This window comes from Cupriavidus necator, assembly GCF_040578825.1.
In the GTDB taxonomy this organism is placed as follows: domain Bacteria; phylum Pseudomonadota; class Gammaproteobacteria; order Burkholderiales; family Burkholderiaceae; genus Cupriavidus; species Cupriavidus necator_E.
Genome location: NZ_JBEFLI010000021.1, coordinates 1 through 18896, shown reverse-complemented (window position 1 = coordinate 18896; position 18896 = coordinate 1). Strand labels below are relative to the sequence as shown.

Annotated in this window: 18 protein-coding genes; 7 read left to right on the top strand and 11 right to left on the bottom strand. The window is 67.6% G+C overall.

The features are described 5' to 3' along the window. Nucleotides 1–52: 52 nt before the first annotated feature. Entirely contained in the window at nt 53–1561 is a 1509-nt protein-coding gene (locus tag AB1I47_RS12800) for a DEAD/DEAH box helicase (protein WP_407935829.1), read from the bottom strand. Nucleotides 1562–1884: 323 nt separating this feature from the next. Here AB1I47_RS12800 and AB1I47_RS12795 point away from each other — a divergent pair, with 323 nt between their 5' ends. After that, a complete protein-coding gene (locus tag AB1I47_RS12795) occupies nt 1885–2055 on the top strand; it encodes a hypothetical protein (RefSeq protein ID WP_354684126.1) in 171 nt (56 codons plus the stop codon). Between the two features lie 85 nt (nt 2056–2140). Here AB1I47_RS12795 and AB1I47_RS12790 read toward each other — a convergent pair whose 3' ends face one another. The 6 genes from AB1I47_RS12790 to AB1I47_RS12765 form a co-directional block, all read right to left on the bottom strand. Further along, nucleotides 2141–3769 carry an acyl CoA:acetate/3-ketoacid CoA transferase gene (locus tag AB1I47_RS12790; protein WP_354684125.1) on the bottom strand — a complete coding sequence of 543 codons (1629 nt, stop codon included), beginning with the start codon at nt 3767–3769 and terminating at the stop codon, nt 2141–2143. A gap of 552 nt (nt 3770–4321) precedes the next feature. Continuing rightward, nucleotides 4322–4675 (bottom strand): DUF1428 domain-containing protein, encoded by a 354-nt coding sequence (locus AB1I47_RS12785; RefSeq protein ID WP_354684124.1) that lies wholly within the window; start codon nt 4673–4675, stop codon nt 4322–4324. Between the two features lie 487 nt (nt 4676–5162). Continuing rightward, nucleotides 5163–5969 (bottom strand): sterol desaturase family protein, encoded by an 807-nt coding sequence (locus tag AB1I47_RS12780; protein WP_354684123.1) that lies wholly within the window; start codon nt 5967–5969, stop codon nt 5163–5165. 176 nt (nt 5970–6145) lie between these two features. Further along, nucleotides 6146–7525, bottom strand: coding sequence for an MFS transporter (locus AB1I47_RS12775; RefSeq protein ID WP_354684122.1), 1380 nt, complete (start codon nt 7523–7525; stop codon nt 6146–6148). 206 nt (nt 7526–7731) lie between these two features. Next, nucleotides 7732–9006 (bottom strand): iron-containing alcohol dehydrogenase, encoded by a 1275-nt coding sequence (locus tag AB1I47_RS12770; RefSeq protein ID WP_354684121.1) that lies wholly within the window; start codon nt 9004–9006, stop codon nt 7732–7734. Beyond that, nucleotides 9003–9755, bottom strand: coding sequence for an alpha/beta fold hydrolase (locus AB1I47_RS12765; protein WP_354684120.1), 753 nt, complete (start codon nt 9753–9755; stop codon nt 9003–9005). The genes AB1I47_RS12770 and AB1I47_RS12765 overlap by 4 nt, the downstream gene beginning before the upstream one ends. Nucleotides 9756–9908: 153 nt before the next feature. Here AB1I47_RS12765 and AB1I47_RS12760 point away from each other — a divergent pair, with 153 nt between their 5' ends. Then, entirely contained in the window at nt 9909–10634 is a 726-nt protein-coding gene (locus AB1I47_RS12760) for a GntR family transcriptional regulator (RefSeq protein ID WP_354684193.1), read from the top strand. A gap of 226 nt (nt 10635–10860) precedes the next feature. On the opposite strand, the gene AB1I47_RS12755 is transcribed toward AB1I47_RS12760, so the two are convergent. The 4 genes from AB1I47_RS12755 to AB1I47_RS12740 all read right to left on the bottom strand — a co-directional run bounded on the left by AB1I47_RS12755 (nt 10861) and on the right by AB1I47_RS12740 (nt 13154). After that, a complete protein-coding gene (locus AB1I47_RS12755) occupies nt 10861–11427 on the bottom strand; it encodes a hypothetical protein (RefSeq protein ID WP_354684119.1) in 567 nt (188 codons plus the stop codon). Nucleotides 11428–11482: 55 nt separating this feature from the next. Beyond that, a complete protein-coding gene (locus tag AB1I47_RS12750; RefSeq protein WP_354684118.1) occupies nt 11483–12544 on the bottom strand; it encodes an extracellular catalytic domain type 2 short-chain-length polyhydroxyalkanoate depolymerase in 1062 nt (353 codons plus the stop codon). Between the two features lie 158 nt (nt 12545–12702). Next, entirely contained in the window at nt 12703–12882 is a 180-nt protein-coding gene (locus AB1I47_RS12745) for a LuxR C-terminal-related transcriptional regulator (RefSeq protein ID WP_354684192.1), read from the bottom strand. Next, on the bottom strand, nt 12879–13154 hold the full coding sequence (locus AB1I47_RS12740; RefSeq protein ID WP_354684117.1) for a response regulator transcription factor: 276 nt from the start codon (nt 13152–13154) through the stop codon (nt 12879–12881). Before AB1I47_RS12740 ends, AB1I47_RS12745 begins: the two co-directional genes overlap by 4 nt. 501 nt (nt 13155–13655) lie before the next feature. On the opposite strand from AB1I47_RS12740, the gene AB1I47_RS12735 reads away from it, so the two are divergent. The 5 genes from AB1I47_RS12735 to AB1I47_RS12715 all read left to right on the top strand — a co-directional run bounded on the left by AB1I47_RS12735 (nt 13656) and on the right by AB1I47_RS12715 (nt 18838). Then, on the top strand, nt 13656–14594 hold the full coding sequence (locus AB1I47_RS12735; RefSeq protein WP_354684116.1) for a hypothetical protein: 939 nt from the start codon (nt 13656–13658) through the stop codon (nt 14592–14594). Nucleotides 14595–14718: 124 nt separating this feature from the next. Beyond that, the gene (locus AB1I47_RS12730) at nt 14719–16404 is read left to right on the top strand and encodes a S8 family serine peptidase (protein WP_354684115.1); all 1686 of its coding nucleotides are present in this window, start codon (nt 14719–14721) and stop codon (nt 16402–16404) included. A 68-nt stretch (nt 16405–16472) separates the two neighbouring features. Next, nucleotides 16473–17408, top strand: a complete 936-nt coding sequence (locus AB1I47_RS12725) for a hypothetical protein (protein WP_354684114.1) — start codon at nt 16473–16475, stop codon at nt 17406–17408. 5 nt (nt 17409–17413) lie between these two features. Further along, nucleotides 17414–18208: a bestrophin-like domain gene (locus tag AB1I47_RS12720; RefSeq protein WP_354684113.1), complete on the top strand. Its 795-nt coding sequence runs from the start codon at nt 17414–17416 to the stop codon at nt 18206–18208. 54 nt (nt 18209–18262) lie between these two features. Further along, nucleotides 18263–18838, top strand: a complete 576-nt coding sequence (locus AB1I47_RS12715) for a glycoside hydrolase family 19 protein (protein ID WP_354684191.1) — start codon at nt 18263–18265, stop codon at nt 18836–18838. The last annotated feature ends 58 nt before the right edge of the window (nt 18839–18896 follow it).

The following is an 18896-nucleotide window of genomic DNA, read 5'->3' as shown; positions in this document are numbered from 1 at the left end:
GGCCCGCACAGGCGGGCCATTTGCTTTTTGCCATTTGCAGGCAACGGCAGGATCAGGACTTGCGCGGCACGCCGCCCAGCAGGGCGGCCACCGGCCGCTTGGGCGCCTGCCGCCCGCGGGTCAGCGCGGCAGCGACTTCTTCGGCCTGCCTGGTCTGCGTGCTGCTGGCGCTGGGCTCGTACGGGCGCGAAAAGAAAGGATCGTCCGAGGGACGGAACACCTGGCGGCTGCCGGCATGTTCGTGACGGCGTGGACGCTCTTCGGTGTCGCCATTGCGCGGGCGGCGCACATCGCCACGTTCGCGGCGGCGCTCGGTGTCAGCCTGGCGGGCACGCGCGCCGGTCGGGTCGAAGCCTTCCAGCTTGCCGCGCGGGATGCTGCGCTTGATCAGCTTCTCGATATCGGACAGCAGGCGCTCGTCGTTGCCCGGCACGTAGATCGACAGCGCGTCGCCGCTGGCGCCGGCGCGGCCGGTGCGGCCGATGCGGTGCACGTAGTCTTCGGCGCTGTACGGCACGTCGAAGTTGATCACGCACGGCATGTCGGGGATATCCAGCCCGCGCGCGGCCACGTCGGTGGCGACCAGCGCGTCGATGGTGCCGCTCTTGAAGCCGTCCAGCGTCTGCATGCGCTCGGTCTGGGTCTTGTCGCCGTGGATCGCGGCGGCATTGATGCCCTCGCGCTCCAGGTGCCGCGCCAGGCGGGAGCAGCCGATCTTGCTGTTGACGAAGACAATGCACTGGCGCGACAGCCCCTGCTCGGCGCGCTGCTTGAGCAGGTGCACCACGGCGGCCTGCTTGTGGCCGTCCTCCACCTGGTACACGGCCTGGCGCACGTTCTCGTTGGTCGAGTTGCTGCGCGCCACTTCGATGGTGACCGGCTGCTTCAGGTAGCTGGCGGCCAGCCGCTTGATTTCCGGCGAGAACGTGGCCGAGAACAGCAGCGTCTGGCGCTGTGCCGGCAGCAGGTTGATGATGCGCTGCAGGTCCGGCAGGAAGCCCATGTCGAGCATGCGGTCGGCCTCGTCCAGCACCAGCATCTGCACCTGCGACAGGTTGACAGACTTCTGCTGCACGTGGTCGAGCAGGCGGCCCGGCGTGGCCACCAGGATCTCAACGCCGCGGCGCAGGGCATCGGTCTGGGGGTTCATGTCGACACCGCCGAACACCACGGTGCTGCGCAGGTCGGTGTGCTTGGCGTAGCGCGCGACATTGTCGTAGACCTGGTCGGCCAGCTCGCGCGTGGGCGTCAGCATCAGCGCGCGCACCGGGTGGCGCGCCGGCGAGGCGCTGGCGTTGGCCATCGGCAGCAGGCGCTGGATGATCGGCAGCGCGAAGCCGGCGGTCTTGCCGGTGCCGGTCTGCGCGGCGCCCATCACGTCCTTGCCGAGCAGCACGACGGGGATGGCCTGCGCCTGGATCGGCGTGGGCGTGGTGTAGCCCTGATCGGACAAGGCGCGCAGGATGCGGGCGTCGAGGCCGAAGCTCTCGAAGGTCTGCACGGCGGTCTGCGCCTCGGACTGGCCGGCGCTAATTGGTTCTGGTGCGGTCGTAGTGGTCATGGGTATCGTTGTCTGGCGGGAGGCGAACCCGGCACAAACGGATACGCGTCTGGAACTCATCTCGCCCTGGCTCTCGCCTGCGCCGCAGGGGGTTTCGGCGCGGCCATGCTGCTTGCAGCATTTGGCCAAGAGAATCAAAGACTTACATTTTAGCACCCTGCCGGCGCAGTGACCAGCACGGCGCGGCCGTACGCCTGGCGCGACAACGCCGCCGTAGTCTGGCGGGTTTTCAAGAAACTGTCATATCGGCAACGGATGATGCCGGCGGCGCGACGGCTTTGGCTGTTACCGGTTCGCGCCAGCCCAAGTCAACCGAGAACCACATGGATTTCGAGCTTTTCCGCCAGACCTGCCAGCAGTTCCTGCGCACATCCAGCCAGTTCCTTGGCCTGGCCGCAGCGGCTTGCCAGCCGTCTCTGCAAGGACCCGCGCTGCCGTCACTGCCTGCGCTGCAGCCGGGCCAGCCGCGCTCTCACGGGCAGCAGCCGGCCTGAGCTCCATATGGCGGCCAACAGGGCGCCGCGCATGCGGACCGGTCTAGTCCGGCCCGCCTGATCGATCGGTTGTTTGCGGCGCGGCTTACAGGCGCATGGTGCCAGCCTGGAACAGCCGCGCATCCATCTCGCGCAGGTCCGGCGCCACCGCCACCGGGGTGGCGCACTGGTCGAGCACGTCGCGCTGCAAGTCCACGCCCGGCGCAATCTCGACCAGCGTGAGGCGGGCCTCGCCATCGTCGCCAGCGCGCATCTCGAACACCGCGCGCTCGGTGATGTACAGCACCGGGATGCCCAGCGATGAGACATAGGGACCGTTGAAGCTCAGGTGCGAGACCTCGGGCACGATCTTCTTCACGCGGCCCTCGCGCACGATCTCCAGCCGGCCGTCCCCGGCGCGCACTTCGAGCCCGCCCGCCGTCAGCGTGCCCATGAAGACCACCGCGCGCGCACTCTGCGTGATGTTGATAAAGCCGCCGACGCCCGCGATCAGCGCGCCCTCGCCTTCGCCGAATTTGCTGACGTTGACGTTGCCATGGCCATCGAGCTCGGCCAGGCCAAGAATGGCCAGGTCGATGCCGCCGCCCTCGTAGAAATCGAATTGGGCGGGCTGGTCGACCACCGCCTCGGGATAGGCGGAGGCGCCAAAGCTCAGGCCATCGGCAGGCGTGCCGCCGATCGGCCCCGCCTCGACGGTCAGCGTGAAGCCGCCCAGGCCGGCCTGGTGCGCCAGCGCGCCGACCGCGGCCGGCATGCCGACGCCCAGGTTGACCACGCGCGGCGCGCGCCGGGCCAGTTCCATCACCGCGCGGCGCTGCACGACGGTGCGCGCGTCGAGCGTTGCCGCGGCGGGCACCGCGTCTTCTGACTGTGGCTGCACCGCCTCGCCTTGCCACGGCGTTACGTAGGCCGCGTTATAGGCCTCGGCGAACGTCATCTGGTGATTGGCCGGGTTGTCGCAGACCACCACGTAGTCCACCAGGATGCCGGGTACATGGATTGCCTGCAGGATCTCGTGATGGTCGACCAGGCTTTCGACCTGCGCGATCACGATGCCGCCCGAGTTGTGGGCCGCCTGCGCCATGGCCAGCAGTTCGTGGTGGAAGGCCTCGCGGTGCGTGCTGAGGTTGCCGCGCGTATCGGCCGCGGTGCAGCGGATCAGCGCGCAGTCGATGCGAAAGCTGGGGTAGAACAGGTACTCGTCGCCGCGGAAGTCGACCGCCTCGACCCAGCACGCCTTGCCGCCGGCCAGCGCCTGGCGCGCGCGCTCGTTGACGGCGCCGCCGTGGTAGCGCGGATCCTGCGCGGTGCGCGGATCGACGAACGTGTGCAGGCCGATCTTGGTCATCACGCCGGGCTTGCCGCCCGCAATGGCGCGGTACAGGTGCGTCAGCACGCCCTGCGGCAGGTTGTAGCCTTCGCACTGCTCCGCCATCGCCAGCGTCGCCAGCCGCGTGGCCGAGCGCCAGTGGCCGCCGACGATGCTGGCGGTCATGCCGGCATTGCCGAAGTGGTTGACGCCGCGCGCGCCGCGATCGCCCTGGCCGGCCGAATACACCAGCGTCAGGTCGCGCGGCAGGCCGCTGTGCAGGAAACGCTGCTCCAGCGCCTCGGTCACGGCCTCGGCATGGCCGGCGCCTACGAAGCCCGCGCTGGCCACGGTCCAGCCGTCCTGTACCAGGCCAGCCGCTTCGCGTGCGGTGATCACCCTCATCGCTGTCTCCGTTTTTTTGTGGTGTCGCGCCGCTTCGGAAAGAGAAAAGCCCCGCATGCCGGGGAAGGCAGCGGGGCGCAGTGGTAGCGGGGGAAATCATTCGACCACCCACGCGTCGATCTTGGCGTATCGCGCAATGACCGGCATCACCCAAATGCGGGCCGCTGCAACACTGCCCAGCGGCGCACGCGGCATGCCCGGCCGCTAAAGCCCATCAATCATCACCTTTGCCCTACCCTCGCGGTATCGGGGTTTTCTCCAAGCGGGTTTTCGCCAGCTACCGGGCCGCCCGCGCTTGCGGTCTACTGGCATCACATCGACAGCCTGCTGCAATCGATGGCGTAGTCGATGGCTCCAGAACGATTCCAATGACCGGGAGACAGACCATGGTGACGAAGAAAGAAGAAACGTTCGTACTGAAGAACCTTCTTGCCCTCGCAGCAGTGGAAACCCTGGGCGGCGCGATCGCCCTTGGCATGGTCTTCCATCTGATCTGAACTGGCTTTCCCGCGCGCCGGCGTTGCCACGCCGGCGCTGCCTCTCAGCGACGCCCTACGCCTCGACAATCACCTCGAAGCCACCGAAGATCATTCGCTGGCCATCGAACGGCATCGGGTCCATGCCTTCCTTCAGGCGCGGGTCCTCCATCGCCGCCTTCATGCCGGTATCGCGCTTCTCGCGCGAGGGCCACATGATCCACGCGAACACCACCGCTTCATCGTCCTTGCGCTGCACCGCCATCGTAAAGGACGTCACCTTGCCTTCGGGCACATCGTCGCCCCAGCATTCCACTACCTTCAGCGCGCCGTGCTCCTTGAACACCGCCGCCGCCTTCTGCGCCACCTGGCGATAGGTTTCGCGATTGGCCTGGGGGACGGCCAGCACGAATCCGTCGATATAGGACATTGACTGACTCCTGATCGGGTTGAACGAATGGGCAGGTGGCAGCAATGCAGCAGCCGCCTGCCCGCGTTTGATTACGATAGTGCATTGCGGTCTTGTTTGATAATCGACGGCTCTCGCTGTTGGTGACATGTTGACGTTGTTCTGCCGCTGTCGTTGTCTATGATCGACGGCTCACGCTCTTGATGACAATGTTGTCGTCGGTCAACCGCTTGGTTCCGCCCTCCATTGTCCTTCATCGAAAGGCGGCGGGGCGACATCTATCCTGACATGGAGGACTCGGACAAAAAGTGACCCGCCCAGGGGGGCGGAACCAGGCGGTTGACCGACGACAACATGTCACCAACGGCGCGAGCCCTCAATCAGAGACAACAAGAGCGCTCAAGCAACGACAACATGTCACCAACAGCGCGAGCCGCCGATCAGAGGCTATGATCGGCGGCTCAGTAGACCCGCTAGCGCCAGGCATTTTTCAAACAACAGCCAACACTCATGCCGCCATCACACTGCGCTCATCATCAGTCAACTCCGGACCGTCCAGCGTAACGCGCGAATGGTCGTGCCGGAACTTGCTGATGATCGGCTTGAGCTCTTCCTTGACGTGCTTCTCACTGTAGCCGTTGAACAGGTGCCCGAGCAGCCCGCGGCGCAGGTCGCTGGTCCCCATGAACCAGTCGGCGATCGGGAACGTCAGGTTCATGTTGTACTTCATCATGATGCCCATGTTGTGATGCGCGGTATGGTGGCGGCGGATCGTGTTGATAAAGGGCATATTGCGCACGAACCAGTTTTCATGCACGTGGCAGCAGTAGTGGAAGGTCTCGTAGACCAGGTACTGCGCCACCATCGTCATGAACACGATCCAGCCGGCATTGCTGTTGATCAGCACTGAGGCCAGATAGCCGAGCGCGCCGCCGCCGACCCCCAGCGTGGCCAGCACGCGCCACGGGAAGAACACGATGCGGAATTCGCGGGTGGTGTCGATGGTGGGCTCTTCATCGGTGAAGTACTGGTGGTGCTGGCGCGTGTGGCGCTCGTAGATCGCGCGCAGCGCGAACACGTCGATGCGACGATGCATTACGTATTTGTGCATCGCCCATTCGACGAAGTTGCCTGCCAGGAAGACGGGCAGCACCAGCGCCCACTCCCAGCCGGCATGCTGCAACTGCCCGAAGCCGTAATACAGCGCGGCGGCGCCGACGCCGTAGATCACCGCGATATGCAGCAGGCCGTTGTAGAGCGGGCTGATATCGGCCTTGTACTGTTCGCGGAATTTGCGCTGGCGTTCTGTCATCATGGTCGTCTCCTCGTTTTCGGTGATACGTAACTAATATATTAGTCGGATATCATGGGGTGTCAAGGCGAATGCAGGCCCTGGCAGAGGTGTTGTCATGGGAATGGCGAAGGGGTCGCCAGATGGCCAAAAAAGGCCCCTGGCTTGCGCCAGGGGCCATATAAGTCAGTTGGAACGGACTAGTGCGAGACTTCCTCCAGCGCCTTGCCCTTGGTCTCGACCCCGAACAGCATCACGGCCACGGCCGCCACCGCAAAGGACAAAGCACCCATGGTGAACACGCCGCCCTGCCCCGCCACCGGCAGCAGCACGCCAACCAGATAGGGCCCGGCCAGCGAGCCCACGCGGCCGATCGATGACGCAAAGCCCGAGCCGGTGCCGCGAGAGCGCGTCGGATACAGCTCCGGCGTATAGGCATACAGCACCGACCACATGCCGAACAGGAAGAACTGCATGCACAATCCGGCGGCGATGAGCTGCTCCACCGGCAGCCGGTGCACCGCGGCCTGCCCGTAGGCATACGCGGCCAGCGCGCTGCCGATCAGCATCAGCGCACAGGTCGGCTTGCGCCCCCACTTCTCCAGCAGCCACGCCGAGAACAGAAAACCGGGGATGCCCGCCAGCGAGATATAGACCGTGTACAGCACGGACTTGGTGACGGCATAGCCGGCTTGCTGCAGCAGCGCGCCCAGCCACGTGGTGAGGCCGTAGTAGCCGAGCAGCGCGAAGAACCAGACCGTCCACAGCATCAGCGTGCGCTTTGCGTAAGGTCCATGCCAGAGCTCGGCAAACAGCGCCTTGCGTGCGCGCGGCTGCGGCGGCGCGAAGGTATCGTCGACCGGCGGCAGCGGCTTGCCGCTGGCGCGCTGCACGTGGCTTTCGATGTTCGTCATGATGTGGTCGGCCTCACGGTTGCGTCCCACCTCTTCGAGCCAGCGCGGCGACTCGGGCACGCGGCGGCGCACCACGAAGACAAAGATCGCCGGCACCGACAGTGCGATAAAGATGCCGCGCCAGCCGATCACCGGCAGCAGGAAATAAGTCAGCACGCCGGCCGCGATAAAGCCGATCGGCCAGAACCCTTCCAGGATCGCCACATACTTGCCGCGGCTCTTGGCCGGCACGATCTCCGACACCATCGACAGCCCGATCGGGAATTCCATGCCCATGCCGAAACCGAGCAGCACGCGATACAGCATCAGCGCCGTGACGCTGTCAGCCAGCCCGCACATCAGGCTGCCCACGCCCCAGAAGATCATGCTGATCTGGAACACCGGCTTGCGCCCGAAGCGGTCGGCCAGCATGCCGGCCGAGGCCGCGCCGCCGAACATGCCGAGGAAGCTGGCGCTGGCGAGCAGGCCGGCCTGCGCCGCGCTGAGCCCGAACTCTGCCTTGATCGAGCCGAGCACGAAGGTCATCAGGCCAAGGTCCATCGAATCGAAGAACCATGCCGTGGCAATGATGCCAAACAACGAACGCTGGTAGCCCGTCATGGGCAAGCGTTCCAACCGGGCAGCGATCCCGGCGCTCAGCCTGAGGCTGCCTGCCGACATATCCATGTCTGTCTCCTGTGTAGTCTATGACGGCATCGCGGGGGCGCCATCTATCTAATATATTAGTTGCATCGTAGAAGCATGCAAGTGATAAACATCGGCTTTCAGGGAAAACCCCGTGGGCTCGGATGGATGGGTTTTGGAGATGTGAAGGCGGGCCCATGCAGGGCCCGCCGGTGTGCCGCAACGGCAGCCGGGGCCGCCAGAGCCGCTCAGGCTGCCTGTCGCGAGTCGTCGGCCGCGACGGCCGCGCCTTGCAGCGTGCCGTGCCAGGCGTTGTGAACGATCGCGCTATAGCGCTGCGCCACGTCCGCCACCGGCAATGCCTTGGCCAGCCGCGTCACGCCCAGCGCGTCGCGCACCAGCATGGGAAGCTGCTCCTGTGCGATGCCGAATTCGGCCATGTTGCCCGGAATGCCCAGCGCCTCGACCAGCTCCCTGATCACTACCGGCAGGCGCCGCACGCGCTCGGCCTCGCTGCCGTGCCCGATGCCGAACAGCTCGGCCACTTCCAGCAGCTCTGCATGACGCTCGTGGGCCAGCGCATCGAGCACATAGGGCAATACCACCGCATTGGTGCTGCCGTGCGACTTGTGGGTAATGCCAGCCACGCCGTAGGCAATGCCGTGGACGGCGTTCAGCCCGGCGCTGCCATACGACAGCGCCGCATACAGGCTGGCATAGGCCATGCCCACGCGCGCCTCGGTATCGCTGCCGTCGCGGTACACCCGCAGCAGATAGCGCGCGCACAGCCTGATCGACTCGCGCGCGAACAGCATGGTGATGCCGTTGCGGCCGCTGTAGCCGGGGTCGGCATTGCCGGCGCGGTCATAGGCGGACGAATCGATGGTCAGGTAGGACTCTATCGCGTGCGTCAGCGCGTCGATGCCGGCATCGGCGGTGACGCGCGGCGGGCAGGTGTAGGTGAACTCAGGGTCGACCAGCGCGATCGCGGGGCGCAGCCGGTTATCCATCACGGCGATCTTGGTGGCATTGGCGGGATCGACCAGGATGGCGCCGGGCGTCGCTTCGGAGCCGGTGCCTGCGGTGGTCGGCAGCGCCACCAGCGGCAGCACCGGCGTGGCGCTGTCGATGGCGCCCGCGAAGTTGCCGATGGCGCGGCCGGCGGGAAGCGTCAGGCACAGGGCCTTGGCGAGGTCGATATTGCTGCCGCCGCCAAGCGCGATCACATGGTCGGGCGCACGGCCTGCCAGGCTTGCGCGCACCGTTGCCGTGGCTTCATCGCACAGCGTCGTGGTGGGATCGGGGATGCCGCCGTCGTAGACCACGGTCTCGATGCCGATGGCCTGTGCGGCATCTACGTACTCCAGCACCCACGCGGTGTGGCCGGTGAAGAACGTATCGGTCACCAGCACCCCGCTGCGATAGCCGAGCTGCGCCAGCAGCGCCGGCAGCCCGGCGCGCGTTCCGGGGCCGACGATCAGGCGCGAAGGCGCGCAGAAGAACACCAGGTCTTCAACTCTCATGATTGACTCCTTGGGAAATAGGTTCCGACAGCCGGGGCAGCCGCAAGGCGCGGCAGCTGGGCGCGCACGGCGGCGGCGACTGCGGCGGTATTAGCGGTCAGGATGCCGTGGCCGGCACCGGGCAGCATCAACAGGGTGGCCTCGGGCAGGCCCGTGGCCAGCGCGCGCGCATGGTGCGCGGGGCAATCGACATCGCTGTCGCCATGCACAACGAGCGCGGGCAGGCGCAGCGACGGCAGCAGCTTGCGCTGGTCGGCGCTGCGCAATGCCTGCCAGGTCCATGCCACGGTAGTGTGGTCGGCGGCCTGCGTGAGCCCCAGGCGCCGCTCACGTGCGGCGATCTCGGCCAGCAGTTGCGGCGCTTCGGTGGCGCGGAACCATGGTGCCGCGCTCAGTTGCGGGGAGCCGGAAAGCAACAGCAGGCCGGTGGGACAGCGCCCGCGGCGCAGGCTATGCGCCGCTTGCCACAGCGCCACCGAGACGCCCATGCTCCAGCCCGCCAGCACATAGGGCTGATCGCCCACTTCGGCATCGATCACCTCGCGCAGCATCGCACCATAGCTTTCCAGCGTGCAGTGGGCTGGCGAGGCCGGCCGTGGCGCTGTCCCGCGCCCCCAGAGGTTCGGCAGCACAAAGCGGCATTCGCGCCGCAGCGCCTGCGCCAGCGGCAGCCACGCGGCGTTGGTGCCCTGGATGCCGTGGACCGCCACGACCCGTACCGGCCCCTCGCCGGTGCGCAAAATATCCATATCCTGTCTCCGCACACCTAATATATTAGTTGTATCATAGCAGTACGGAGGAATATGGCAATGAAGAATACGAACACCGCCCGCGCCGTCGCCACCGCTGAACTGCACGGAACGTCATATACAATTGGCCCGGTGCGCACTCTACCGACGGCAATGACTGGCAAGATGGCAACCCGCAAGAAGGCAGCCCCGCCTCCGGCCGAGGACGAAGCGGCCGAGCAATCCCCCGGACTGCGCGGCCGGCTGACCGACCTCGCCTACGAACAGATCGAGGAAGCCATCATCACGCTGCGGCTGGCGCCCGGCTCGTCGATCTCGGAACTGCAGCTCAGCGAGATGACCGGCATCGGCCGCACGCCGATCCGCGAGGCCATCCAGCGCCTGGCGCGCGAACACCTGGTCGTGGTGCTGCCGCAGCGCGGCCTGCTGGTGCCGCCCATCGACGTGGGCAAGCAACTACGGCTGCTGGAAACCCGCCGCGAAGTCGAACGGCTGATCTGCCGCAGCGCCGCGCGCCGCGCCAGCGCCGACGAACGGGCTCACTTCAAGCGGCTGGCCACAGATTTCGCCCGGTCGGCCAAGAACGGCGACGACGTTTCGTTCGTGCGGGCCGACCGCGAGTTCAATGAACTGTGCCTGGCTGCCGCGCGCAACGAGTTCGCCGAAGGCGCGATGCGGCTGATGCACGGGCTGTCGCGGCGCTTCTGGTACTTGCATTACAAGGAAGCGGCCGACCTGCCGCAGATGGCCAAGCTGCATGCCAATGTGGCGGCGGCGATCGCCAGAGGCGATATCGATGGGGCCGGCAAGGCGCTGGATGCGCTGCTGGACAATATCGAGGATTTCACCAGGGCGACGGTGCTGGGGGATCGGCGCTGAGGGGCCGTCCATGCTGCCGGTTTTCTCCCCTCTTCCGCTTGCGGGAGACGGGCTGGGCAGGCGGTGGCATACCGACGCGTTTTGCTTCGTTGACGCTCCGGCCCTCACCCCCACCCCTCTCCCGCGCGCGGGAGAGGGGAGCGTGCACCAGGGGTAGCGGCCTGATCCACGGCGCTGGTTTACGAAGCCTTAGACTGCACCGGCACCAAGCGCCTGAGCGCCGCGCTCAGCCTCCTTCCGCCTTCCCTCCCGCCACCGCACTCCCCGCCACAGGTTCCGCCAGCGCCGACTGCAGCCATCGCGTCCATGCGGGCACGATCGCAGCGCCCATCGCGCCGGCCTGCGTGGCGCAGGTCTTGGCGGCCTCCTGCCAGTCGGTCAGCGCGCGCAGCGTTGCCAGGCCGATGTCGTTGCCGTCGCGCGCATCGCCCACGTCCTCCAGGTAGCGCGCCAGCGCCTCGCGCACGGCATCGTTGTAGGCGCCCCTGGCCTGCGACGTGCGCGCGGCCAGGTCGGCTTCCATCGCGTCGAGGCCGCGCCAGGCATGCGCGACGGCGGCGAGATCGAGGCGGTCGCGCTCGGCGCGCCACCATTGCGACTGCTGCGCGGCACGCTCCTCGGCATACCGGTTCAGCGTGGCCAGCATCTGGCGCGCCAGCGTCCTCGCCAGCCGTGGGTCGGCGGCACCGAACGGCGCCTGCGCGAGCGCGGTGGCGGCTTGCATCTGGCACAGGGTCAGGTCCAGCGCGGTACGGCTGGCGCTCTCCCATTGGGCTTGCAGGATAGACAGCATGGCGGATCTCCTTGCGGGTTGAACAATGCATCGGACGGGCCCGGACGGGCCGCGCTCACTGGCGCGCCGCGCCGAGTTGCCGGACCATGCGCATGACCGCGGCCATCTGCGGCGCTTCGCGCGAGAAGAAGTCCGGCTGTGCCGGGTCGTCGCTGGTGTAGCCCCAGAAGTCCCAGCAGCCGAGCGGGTTGTGCCGGGACGCGCCCACCTGCGGGAACAGCACCACGATGCGGTTGGCGTCGGCACTCTCCAGGTAGCCTGCGCCGCGCACAAAGCGCTCACCGATCGCGGGCGCGCCCTGCAGGCATCCATGGAAGGCAACGTGGACGCGGCAACCCGCGCCGCCTTCGGCAGCGCCCTTGCCGCACTGGCCCGGCACGTAGACATAGCCGCTGTCGGCGAGCAGCGCCTTGCCGCCGGCATCGAAGGCGCGCTGGTCAAAGCGCAGCAACTCGCCCGATGGGCGCGCCGCCGGCTTCAGGTCGCCATAGATCCACTGCAGGATCTGCCGTGCCTGCTCGAGCCCGCAGTTGTTGATGTAGGGCGACGCGCTGACCGCGCATGTGGCATCGCTGGCCTGGTTGGTGATGAAGGCATGGCCGGCCGCGACGTCGGCCACGTATTGCAGGTGCGATGCCGGCACGCCGGCGAGCGTGTAGAAGCGCCCCACCTGCGCGGCCACGCGCGGCAGCACGGTCTTGTCCTGCGTGCCGGCAAACACATAGACGCGCTGGCGCGCCAGGTTCTGCACGGCGTCGATGCGGCCATCGCGCGCGAAGGTGCGCGCCGCGTCCAGCGCGGCCTGCCCGTCCGGGCCGGTATCGCCCATCGGTTGCATGCATTGCGTTGCCGCCGCGGTGGCGGGCGGCGTGGGCGCGAACAGGCCGGCACAGTAGAACGGCCCGCCCGCGACCACGCCGGCGCCGACCATCGTGCCCGAATAGGCAACGTGGAACTGCGTTGCCATGAACGCGCCGGACGACAGCCCGGACACGGAGGTCTGCGCCAGGTCCGCGCCCAGCGCGGGCAGCGTCTGCGCGGCCGCGCCCGCGCTGGCGCCGAGCGCGCAGGCGGCGGCAAGTACGCGGTAGCGGGCGGTTGGCTTGCATCGATTCATGATGGCTCCTGCACGGCGACGGGGATCGGAAGACCGGCCAGGCGCCGGCGCGCAGCACGCTAGTCGCCATGCGGCGGCTGCATGGTCCATTGTCGAAAGCCACGACTGCGCCGTGCCATTGGGCAAATGCGGTACTGCGCAACAGTGCCGGGCATTCGTTACGCACACCAGGCTCCGCATGCCTCGTCCTGCGGCAGTTCCAGCCATCCCTTCTCCACGCACAAAAAAAGCAGGGCGCAGACATTGCCTGCGCCCGTCTTCTGCAGCAGCCGCGCCCGGTGCGTGCGCGCGGTCTGGTCGCTGATGCCGAGCGCGCGCCCGATTTCCTTGTCGCTCAGGCCGCGCGCGAGCCATTGCAGGTATTCGCGCTCCCGCTCCGAGAATGGATTATCCGCAGGATCCGGCCCGCTTTTTTAAACAGCTCGCGATGGCGCGCGAGATAGTACATGGTCAGTTGCGACGATTTTCGCAATTGCATTTTCGCGAGCAGATGCTCGCGGTGCTTGCGCGCCGTGGATACGGAGAAAGAAAGACGAGCGGCGATCTCGCGATCGCTCATGCCGCGGGCAATGCAGGCAAGCACCGTCTCTTCCCGAGTGGTGAGGTTCATGCGGAGGGCTCCGGTTGCGTTGGAACGAATGGTTCCGTCGCAGGAGCGGCAGCCGCGCGTCTATCTGTGCATCAGTGCATCACAGGACCCTTAGTGCAAGGCTAGTTCGGACCTACGAGCGGAACCGGGGTAAGCCCGGTCGGGCTCCAGATCACTGCTTTGTTTTTGATGTCTTGCGGTGTTGCGCCGGCATGGTGGTTCGCACTTCCCGACAGTGCGATCCGGAATTTCCGGATGCAGGCAGCAGAGGCGAATTCTAGGTGCTGGCTTTTGTATTTAAAAGCTTATTCATGCTGCGGGATATTTAATTCTGATTGTTGCCCGGCATTATCCACAGCCAATACCGCATTTGCCCAATGGCGACAGCCTCGCTGGAAAACCAAGAATGATTCCGCCTGCCCCGTGATTGCCGCAAATGCGCAGCAGCGCGGCAGGCGCGGCATCCGCGCAAATGCAGGCGCGGCCCGCTCTTAGCCAACTCAGTTACTCAGAGGAGTCGTCATGACCTACCCCATCCACACCGCCGTACTGGCGCCGCAGGGCGTTCTCGGCAATCTCGTCAGCGGCCTGGGCAGTTTGCTGCCGTTCTCCGCGCAGCCGATGCTGGTGCCGCAAAGCGCGATGAACGACGCGGTGGCACCGGCTGTGCGTGACGGCGTGCAGGCCGTGTTCACGCACTACGGCCATCCGGTCTTCGGCCATGTCGCCGGCGCAGCAGCCGGATCGCTGGCCCAGCATATTCCCTTCCCCGACGCAGGCCATACCGGTCCCATCGGCACCGCCATCTCGGCGCATGCCCCGGCGCTCATCCAGGGAGCCGGCACTGCAGTGGGCTATCCGACGGTGGGCATTCACGGCGGCAACATCGTCCGCGAAGCCGCACGCTACCTGCCGTTCTCCGCGGTGCCTACGGTCACGCTGGCACCTCAGGGCGTCTTCGGCTCGCTGATCGGCGCGGTGGCTCCGACCATCGGCCATGCCGTCGGCGGCCTGCTGGGCAACGCCAATGTGGGCCAGCAGATCGGCACCGTGGCCGGCCATCTCGGCGGCCTGCTGCCGTTCTCGGCCCAGCCGCAGGTTGCGCTGGCACCGCAAGGCGCGCTGGCACCCCAGGGCGTCTTTGGCTCGCTGATCGGTGCGGTGGCCCCGACCATCGGCCATGCCGTCGGCGGCCTGCTGGGCAACGCCAATGTGGGCCAGCAGATCGGCACCGTGGCCGGCCACCTCGGCGGCCTGCTGCCGTTCTCGGCCCAGCCGCAGGTTGCGCTGGCACCGCAGGGCGTCTTTGGCTCGCTGATCGGCGCGGTGGCCCCCACCCTCGGCCATGCCGTGGGCGGGCTGCTCGGAAACGCCAGCGTGGGCCAGCAGATCGGCACCGTGGCTGGCCATCTGAGCGGCCTGCTGCCGTTCTCGGCCCAGCCGCAGGTGGTCTACGCATGACGCCCTGCGCATGACGAAAGGCGCCTGACGGCGCTCCCACGGGCCCTCACCCGCGGGCCGGCGCAACCGCGCCGGCCCGCCCGAACAAGTCGCGCGCCGCACGGCGCCGCGGTGGAGAAAGCAAATGGAACGAGAGAAGAAAGGCGCCGCCACGCGCGCCGGCGGCGACGGCCATGGCGGCTCGGCCGGCAGCGATGCCGTTGCGCTGGACGCCGGCCGCAAGCAATATCTGATCGCGCCGCGGCGCCATGCGCTGGCGCAACAGGCGGGCGTCACGCCGATGTCGGCCGGCGAACTGCACAGCACGGTCACGCAACTGCCCGGCGTTGAAGTCGTGCATGTGGTGGAAGGCCACAAGAACACGCACCTGCATTCGGTGCGGCCCGACGAGGCCGCCCATACCTACGTGGTCAAGCTCGACGCCTCGCATGCGCAGATGCTGCACGCCACGGCGCCGCCGCACATGATCGTCGAGGAGGACCATCCGCTCGGCTATGGCCGCAAGGCGGAAGTCGAGACCTCCGACCGGCTGCATCCGCAGTCGGCCTTCGACGCCCCGGTGTCGCGCCAGGTGCTGGTGCGGGTGCTGGGCACCGGCGACACGCCGCTGGCGGGCGTGGCCATCACCCTGGCGGGCGACGGCTTTCCCGCCACCGCCACCACCAACGCCAGCGGCGAAGCGACGCTGACGCTGGTGCAGCAGCAGCCGGGCCCGGCGCGCTCGCTGTTCGTGCGGCCGCTCAGCGGCTACTGGAACAAGTACCTGCTCTCGCCCCAGGTGGTGTCGGGCCAGCCCAACGTGGTGCGCGTGACGCCGCTGTCGCAGCCCAATCCCGACGTACCGCCGCAGGCGCGCTTTGGCTGGGGCCAGCGGCTGATGGGGCTGGACCGGCTCACGCGCAGCTTCGGCGGCCGCGGCGTGCGCGTGGCGGTGGTCGACTCCGGCGCCGATGCCGCGCATCCGCTGCTGGCGCATATCCGCAACGGCATGGACCTGACCGGCACCGGCACCGACGACACCTGGCGCCTCGACACCATCGGCCATGGCTCGCACTGCGCCGGCGTGATCGGCGCGCGGCCGCAGCCGACGGAACCTGGTCGCGCCAGCGCCGAGGCCCAGGCCACCATGCTCGGCTTCGCGCCCGAAGCTGAAATCCACGCGCTCAAGATCTTCCCCGGCGGTCAGTTCAGCACGCTGCTGCAGGCGCTCGACTACTGCATCGACCACGATATCGATGTGGTCAACCTGAGCCTTGGCGCGCCGCAGCCGTCGCAGGCGGTGGAGCAGAAACTGATCGAGGCGGTGCATAGCGGGGTGGCCTGCATCGTCGCCGCCGGCAACTCGGGCGGGCCGGTGCAGTACCCGGCGGCCTCACCGTCGGTGCTGGCCGTATCGGCGCTGGGCCTGCAGAGCGAGCTGCCGCATGACGTCTGGGAGCGTACGCAGGTGGTGCAGCACGCCGCCACGCGCGCCGGGCTGTTTGCGCCGACGTTCTCCTGCTTCGGCCCGCAGATTGCCGTATGCGGGCCGGGCGTGGGCATCATCTCCACCGTGCCCGGCGCGGCCTTCATGCCCGACTCCGGTACGTCGATGGCCGCGCCACATATCGCGGGGCTGGCTGCGCTGCTGCTGTCCGATCCGCAGTTGGCCGCATGGATGGGGCCGCGCGGACCGCGCCGCGTCGCGGCGCTGTTCCAGCTTATCCGCGCCATCAGTTCGCCGATCGTCGCGCACGATCCTGAGAACCGCTTCGGTGGCGGGTTACCTCAGGTGCAGAACCTGCAGCGCCTGCTGGGCCGGCCGCAGTAGCTCGACGCGCTCCCTTCGCTGGCCACGCGGCCCGGTGCGCCGGGCCGCCTCCTCCGTCCCCTGACATCATGCGCACTCTCGACTTCACTTCGGCGCCGCTGCGGCGCGCCGCTTCCGCCGCGGCAAATTCGGTGGCGGCAAACCCGGTGGCGGCCAATTCGGCGCCGGCATTGCCGCGTGAGCTGCCGCCCCGCCCCACCTGCCTGCTGCCGCTTGACGGACAACTGCGGCGCGAATGCGAGGCCATGGCAAGCCATGCGCTGCGGCTGGGTATCGCGATGCCGGGCAGCTGGATCCTGCTGCTGGGCCGCGAGCGCGATGCTGCCGCGGCTGAGGCCGCTGCTCCGCCGGCAGCAGCCACGGCACCCGAGGCTGCTTCGGCCTCGCCCGCCCCTCTGGCCGCGTCCACGCAGCAGCTCGCGCAACTCCACCACGACCTTGCCCACGCCATCGCGCCGGCCACGCCACAATGCATCACGCTGCTCGATGATGAACGCCGCCGCGCGCATCCACTGGCATTCCTGGGCCCGGTGCCGCTGGTGCGCGCACTGACCGGCACCGCGGTGGGCTGCCTGCTGGCGGTGGTGCTGACCGGCCTGCCCGCCGAGGTGTCGATGGAAAACATGCGCTCGGGCATCCTGGCCTCGTCGGGCCGCACGCTGCTGTTCAACATGCTGTTCCTGCTGTTCTGCGCGGGCCTCGGTGCCTCGTTTGCCTCGCTGTTCCAGGTGCACGGCTATATCGCCAAGGGCACCTATGACCCCAAGTACGACGCCGCCTACGCCGCGCAGCTCATCCTCGGCGTGATGTCCGGGCTGATCCTGGTGGAGATGCTGCCGCCGCAATTGTTCGACTCGGCCGGCATGCGCAGCTTTGGCAAGCCGGCGCTGTCGATGCTGGGCGGCTTCTCCGCAACCGCGGTGCATCGCCTGCTGCAGCGGATCGTCGAGATCGTCGAAACCGCGGTGCGCGGCAATGGGCCGCGCGAACAGCGCGGGGAGTGAGCGACATGTTGTTCCTCTACAGCCTCCCCAGCATCGGCATGGCCGCGATCGTGGTCTCGGGCATCGTTGCCGTGGTGCTGGTCGGCTATGCGATCGCCCGCCGCTTCGCGCTGATCGAGCTCGACGCCGAGCAGCGCGCGATGGCGGTGTCCATGGTGTCGATCATCACCACCATCAACTCGCTGCTGGTGGCTTTCGCCGCGATCAACGTCTGGGACACCTACAACTCCGCCGACCGCACCGTGGCAGCGGAAGCCGCTGCGGCGGGCGAGCTCGCGCGCGACCTCGCCGCCTTCGACAGCAGCGCGGCCGATGCCACCGCGCTGGCCTTGCGCACCTACCTGGTGATGGTGGTGCGCAACGAATGGCCGCAGATGCAGCGGCACGGCAAACCCGACCCGCATACCGAGCGCCGCTTTGACGTGATGTTCGACCTCGCCAACCGGATCCGTCCGCTGGACGACCGCCAGACGGTGCTGCTGGCCGAGGTGCTGACGCGCGCCAACGAGATGGTGAAGTACCGCCAGCAACGGATCCTGACGCTGCACGCCGCGATGCCCAACACCTTGTGGGGCGTGATCATCATCGTCAGCGCGCTGTCGTTCGTGCTGCTGTACGTGCTGCCGGCCACGCCGTTCAACCTGGCGCTGATCACGTCGTGGGCCATCACCATCGGCCTCGCCTTCTTCTTCCTGCTCGCCGTCGATCGCCCTTTCGCCGGCGAATTCAGCGTCAGCGCCGAGCCGCTGCAGCACACCATCGACACCCTGGTGGCCAACGGCACGTGGCCGGCGCATTAGCCGGACATGCAACGACAGCCGCAGCCATCACAACAAGGAGACCAGCCGATGCAGATGACGCCAGAACAATTCCGTGCCGCCACCGGCCTGAGCGAGCCGCAGTGCGCGCGCTGGTTCCCCCGGCTGAGCGACGCCATGCAGGCCTACGACATCGCGGGCGCGGCACGCATCGCCGCCTTCCTGGCACAGACCGGCCACGAGTCGCTTGGCTACCAGTTCACCCATGAGCTGTGGGGACCGACGCCGGCGCAGACCCTGTACGAGCCGCCTTCGCGCAAAGCCATGGCGCTCGGCAACGTGCGGCCCGGCGACGGCAAGCGCTTCCGCGGCCGGGGGCTGATCCAGATCACCGGCCGCGCCAACTACGCGGCCTGCGGTGCGGCGCTGGGCGTCGACCTGACCGCCACACCCGAACTGCTCGAACAGGACGCCTGGGCCGCGCGCTCGGCGGCATGGTGGTGGCGCGCGCACGGCTGCAACGCGCTGGCCGACAGCGGCGATTTCATCGCGCTGACGCGGCGCATCAATGGCGGCACCAACGGGCTGGAGGACCGGCTGCGCCGCTGGAAGGTAGCGGCCGCCGCACTGTCCGTAAGCGCCTCGTGGTGGCCGTTCTGGACGGGTAATTGAGGTTTTGGGTAATTTGGTGCCCACCAAATTATTGCGGACACCAAAGTGGACGAGACAG

What these genes read in the sequence shown, in the direction of transcription:
- AB1I47_RS12800 (WP_407935829.1), bottom strand. Translation starts at nt 1,561, where the DNA reads ATGACCACTACGACCGCACCAGAACCAATTAGCGCCGGCCAGTCCGAG.
- AB1I47_RS12795 (WP_354684126.1), top strand. Translation starts at nt 1,885, where the DNA reads ATGGATTTCGAGCTTTTCCGCCAGACCTGCCAGCAGTTCCTGCGCACA.
- AB1I47_RS12790 (WP_354684125.1), bottom strand. Translation starts at nt 3,769, where the DNA reads ATGAGGGTGATCACCGCACGCGAAGCGGCTGGCCTGGTACAGGACGGC.
- AB1I47_RS12785 (WP_354684124.1), bottom strand. Translation starts at nt 4,675, where the DNA reads ATGTCCTATATCGACGGATTCGTGCTGGCCGTCCCCCAGGCCAATCGC.
- AB1I47_RS12780 (WP_354684123.1), bottom strand. Translation starts at nt 5,969, where the DNA reads ATGATGACAGAACGCCAGCGCAAATTCCGCGAACAGTACAAGGCCGAT.
- AB1I47_RS12775 (WP_354684122.1), bottom strand. Translation starts at nt 7,525, where the DNA reads ATGGATATGTCGGCAGGCAGCCTCAGGCTGAGCGCCGGGATCGCTGCC.
- AB1I47_RS12770 (WP_354684121.1), bottom strand. Translation starts at nt 9,006, where the DNA reads ATGAGAGTTGAAGACCTGGTGTTCTTCTGCGCGCCTTCGCGCCTGATC.
- AB1I47_RS12765 (WP_354684120.1), bottom strand. Translation starts at nt 9,755, where the DNA reads ATGGATATTTTGCGCACCGGCGAGGGGCCGGTACGGGTCGTGGCGGTC.
- AB1I47_RS12760 (WP_354684193.1), top strand. Translation starts at nt 9,909, where the DNA reads ATGACTGGCAAGATGGCAACCCGCAAGAAGGCAGCCCCGCCTCCGGCC.
- AB1I47_RS12755 (WP_354684119.1), bottom strand. Translation starts at nt 11,427, where the DNA reads ATGCTGTCTATCCTGCAAGCCCAATGGGAGAGCGCCAGCCGTACCGCG.
- AB1I47_RS12750 (WP_354684118.1), bottom strand. Translation starts at nt 12,544, where the DNA reads ATGAATCGATGCAAGCCAACCGCCCGCTACCGCGTACTTGCCGCCGCC.
- AB1I47_RS12740 (WP_354684117.1), bottom strand. Translation starts at nt 13,154, where the DNA reads ATGAACCTCACCACTCGGGAAGAGACGGTGCTTGCCTGCATTGCCCGC.
- AB1I47_RS12735 (WP_354684116.1), top strand. Translation starts at nt 13,656, where the DNA reads ATGACCTACCCCATCCACACCGCCGTACTGGCGCCGCAGGGCGTTCTC.
- AB1I47_RS12730 (WP_354684115.1), top strand. Translation starts at nt 14,719, where the DNA reads ATGGAACGAGAGAAGAAAGGCGCCGCCACGCGCGCCGGCGGCGACGGC.
- AB1I47_RS12725 (WP_354684114.1), top strand. Translation starts at nt 16,473, where the DNA reads ATGCGCACTCTCGACTTCACTTCGGCGCCGCTGCGGCGCGCCGCTTCC.
- AB1I47_RS12720 (WP_354684113.1), top strand. Translation starts at nt 17,414, where the DNA reads ATGTTGTTCCTCTACAGCCTCCCCAGCATCGGCATGGCCGCGATCGTG.
- AB1I47_RS12715 (WP_354684191.1), top strand. Translation starts at nt 18,263, where the DNA reads ATGACGCCAGAACAATTCCGTGCCGCCACCGGCCTGAGCGAGCCGCAG.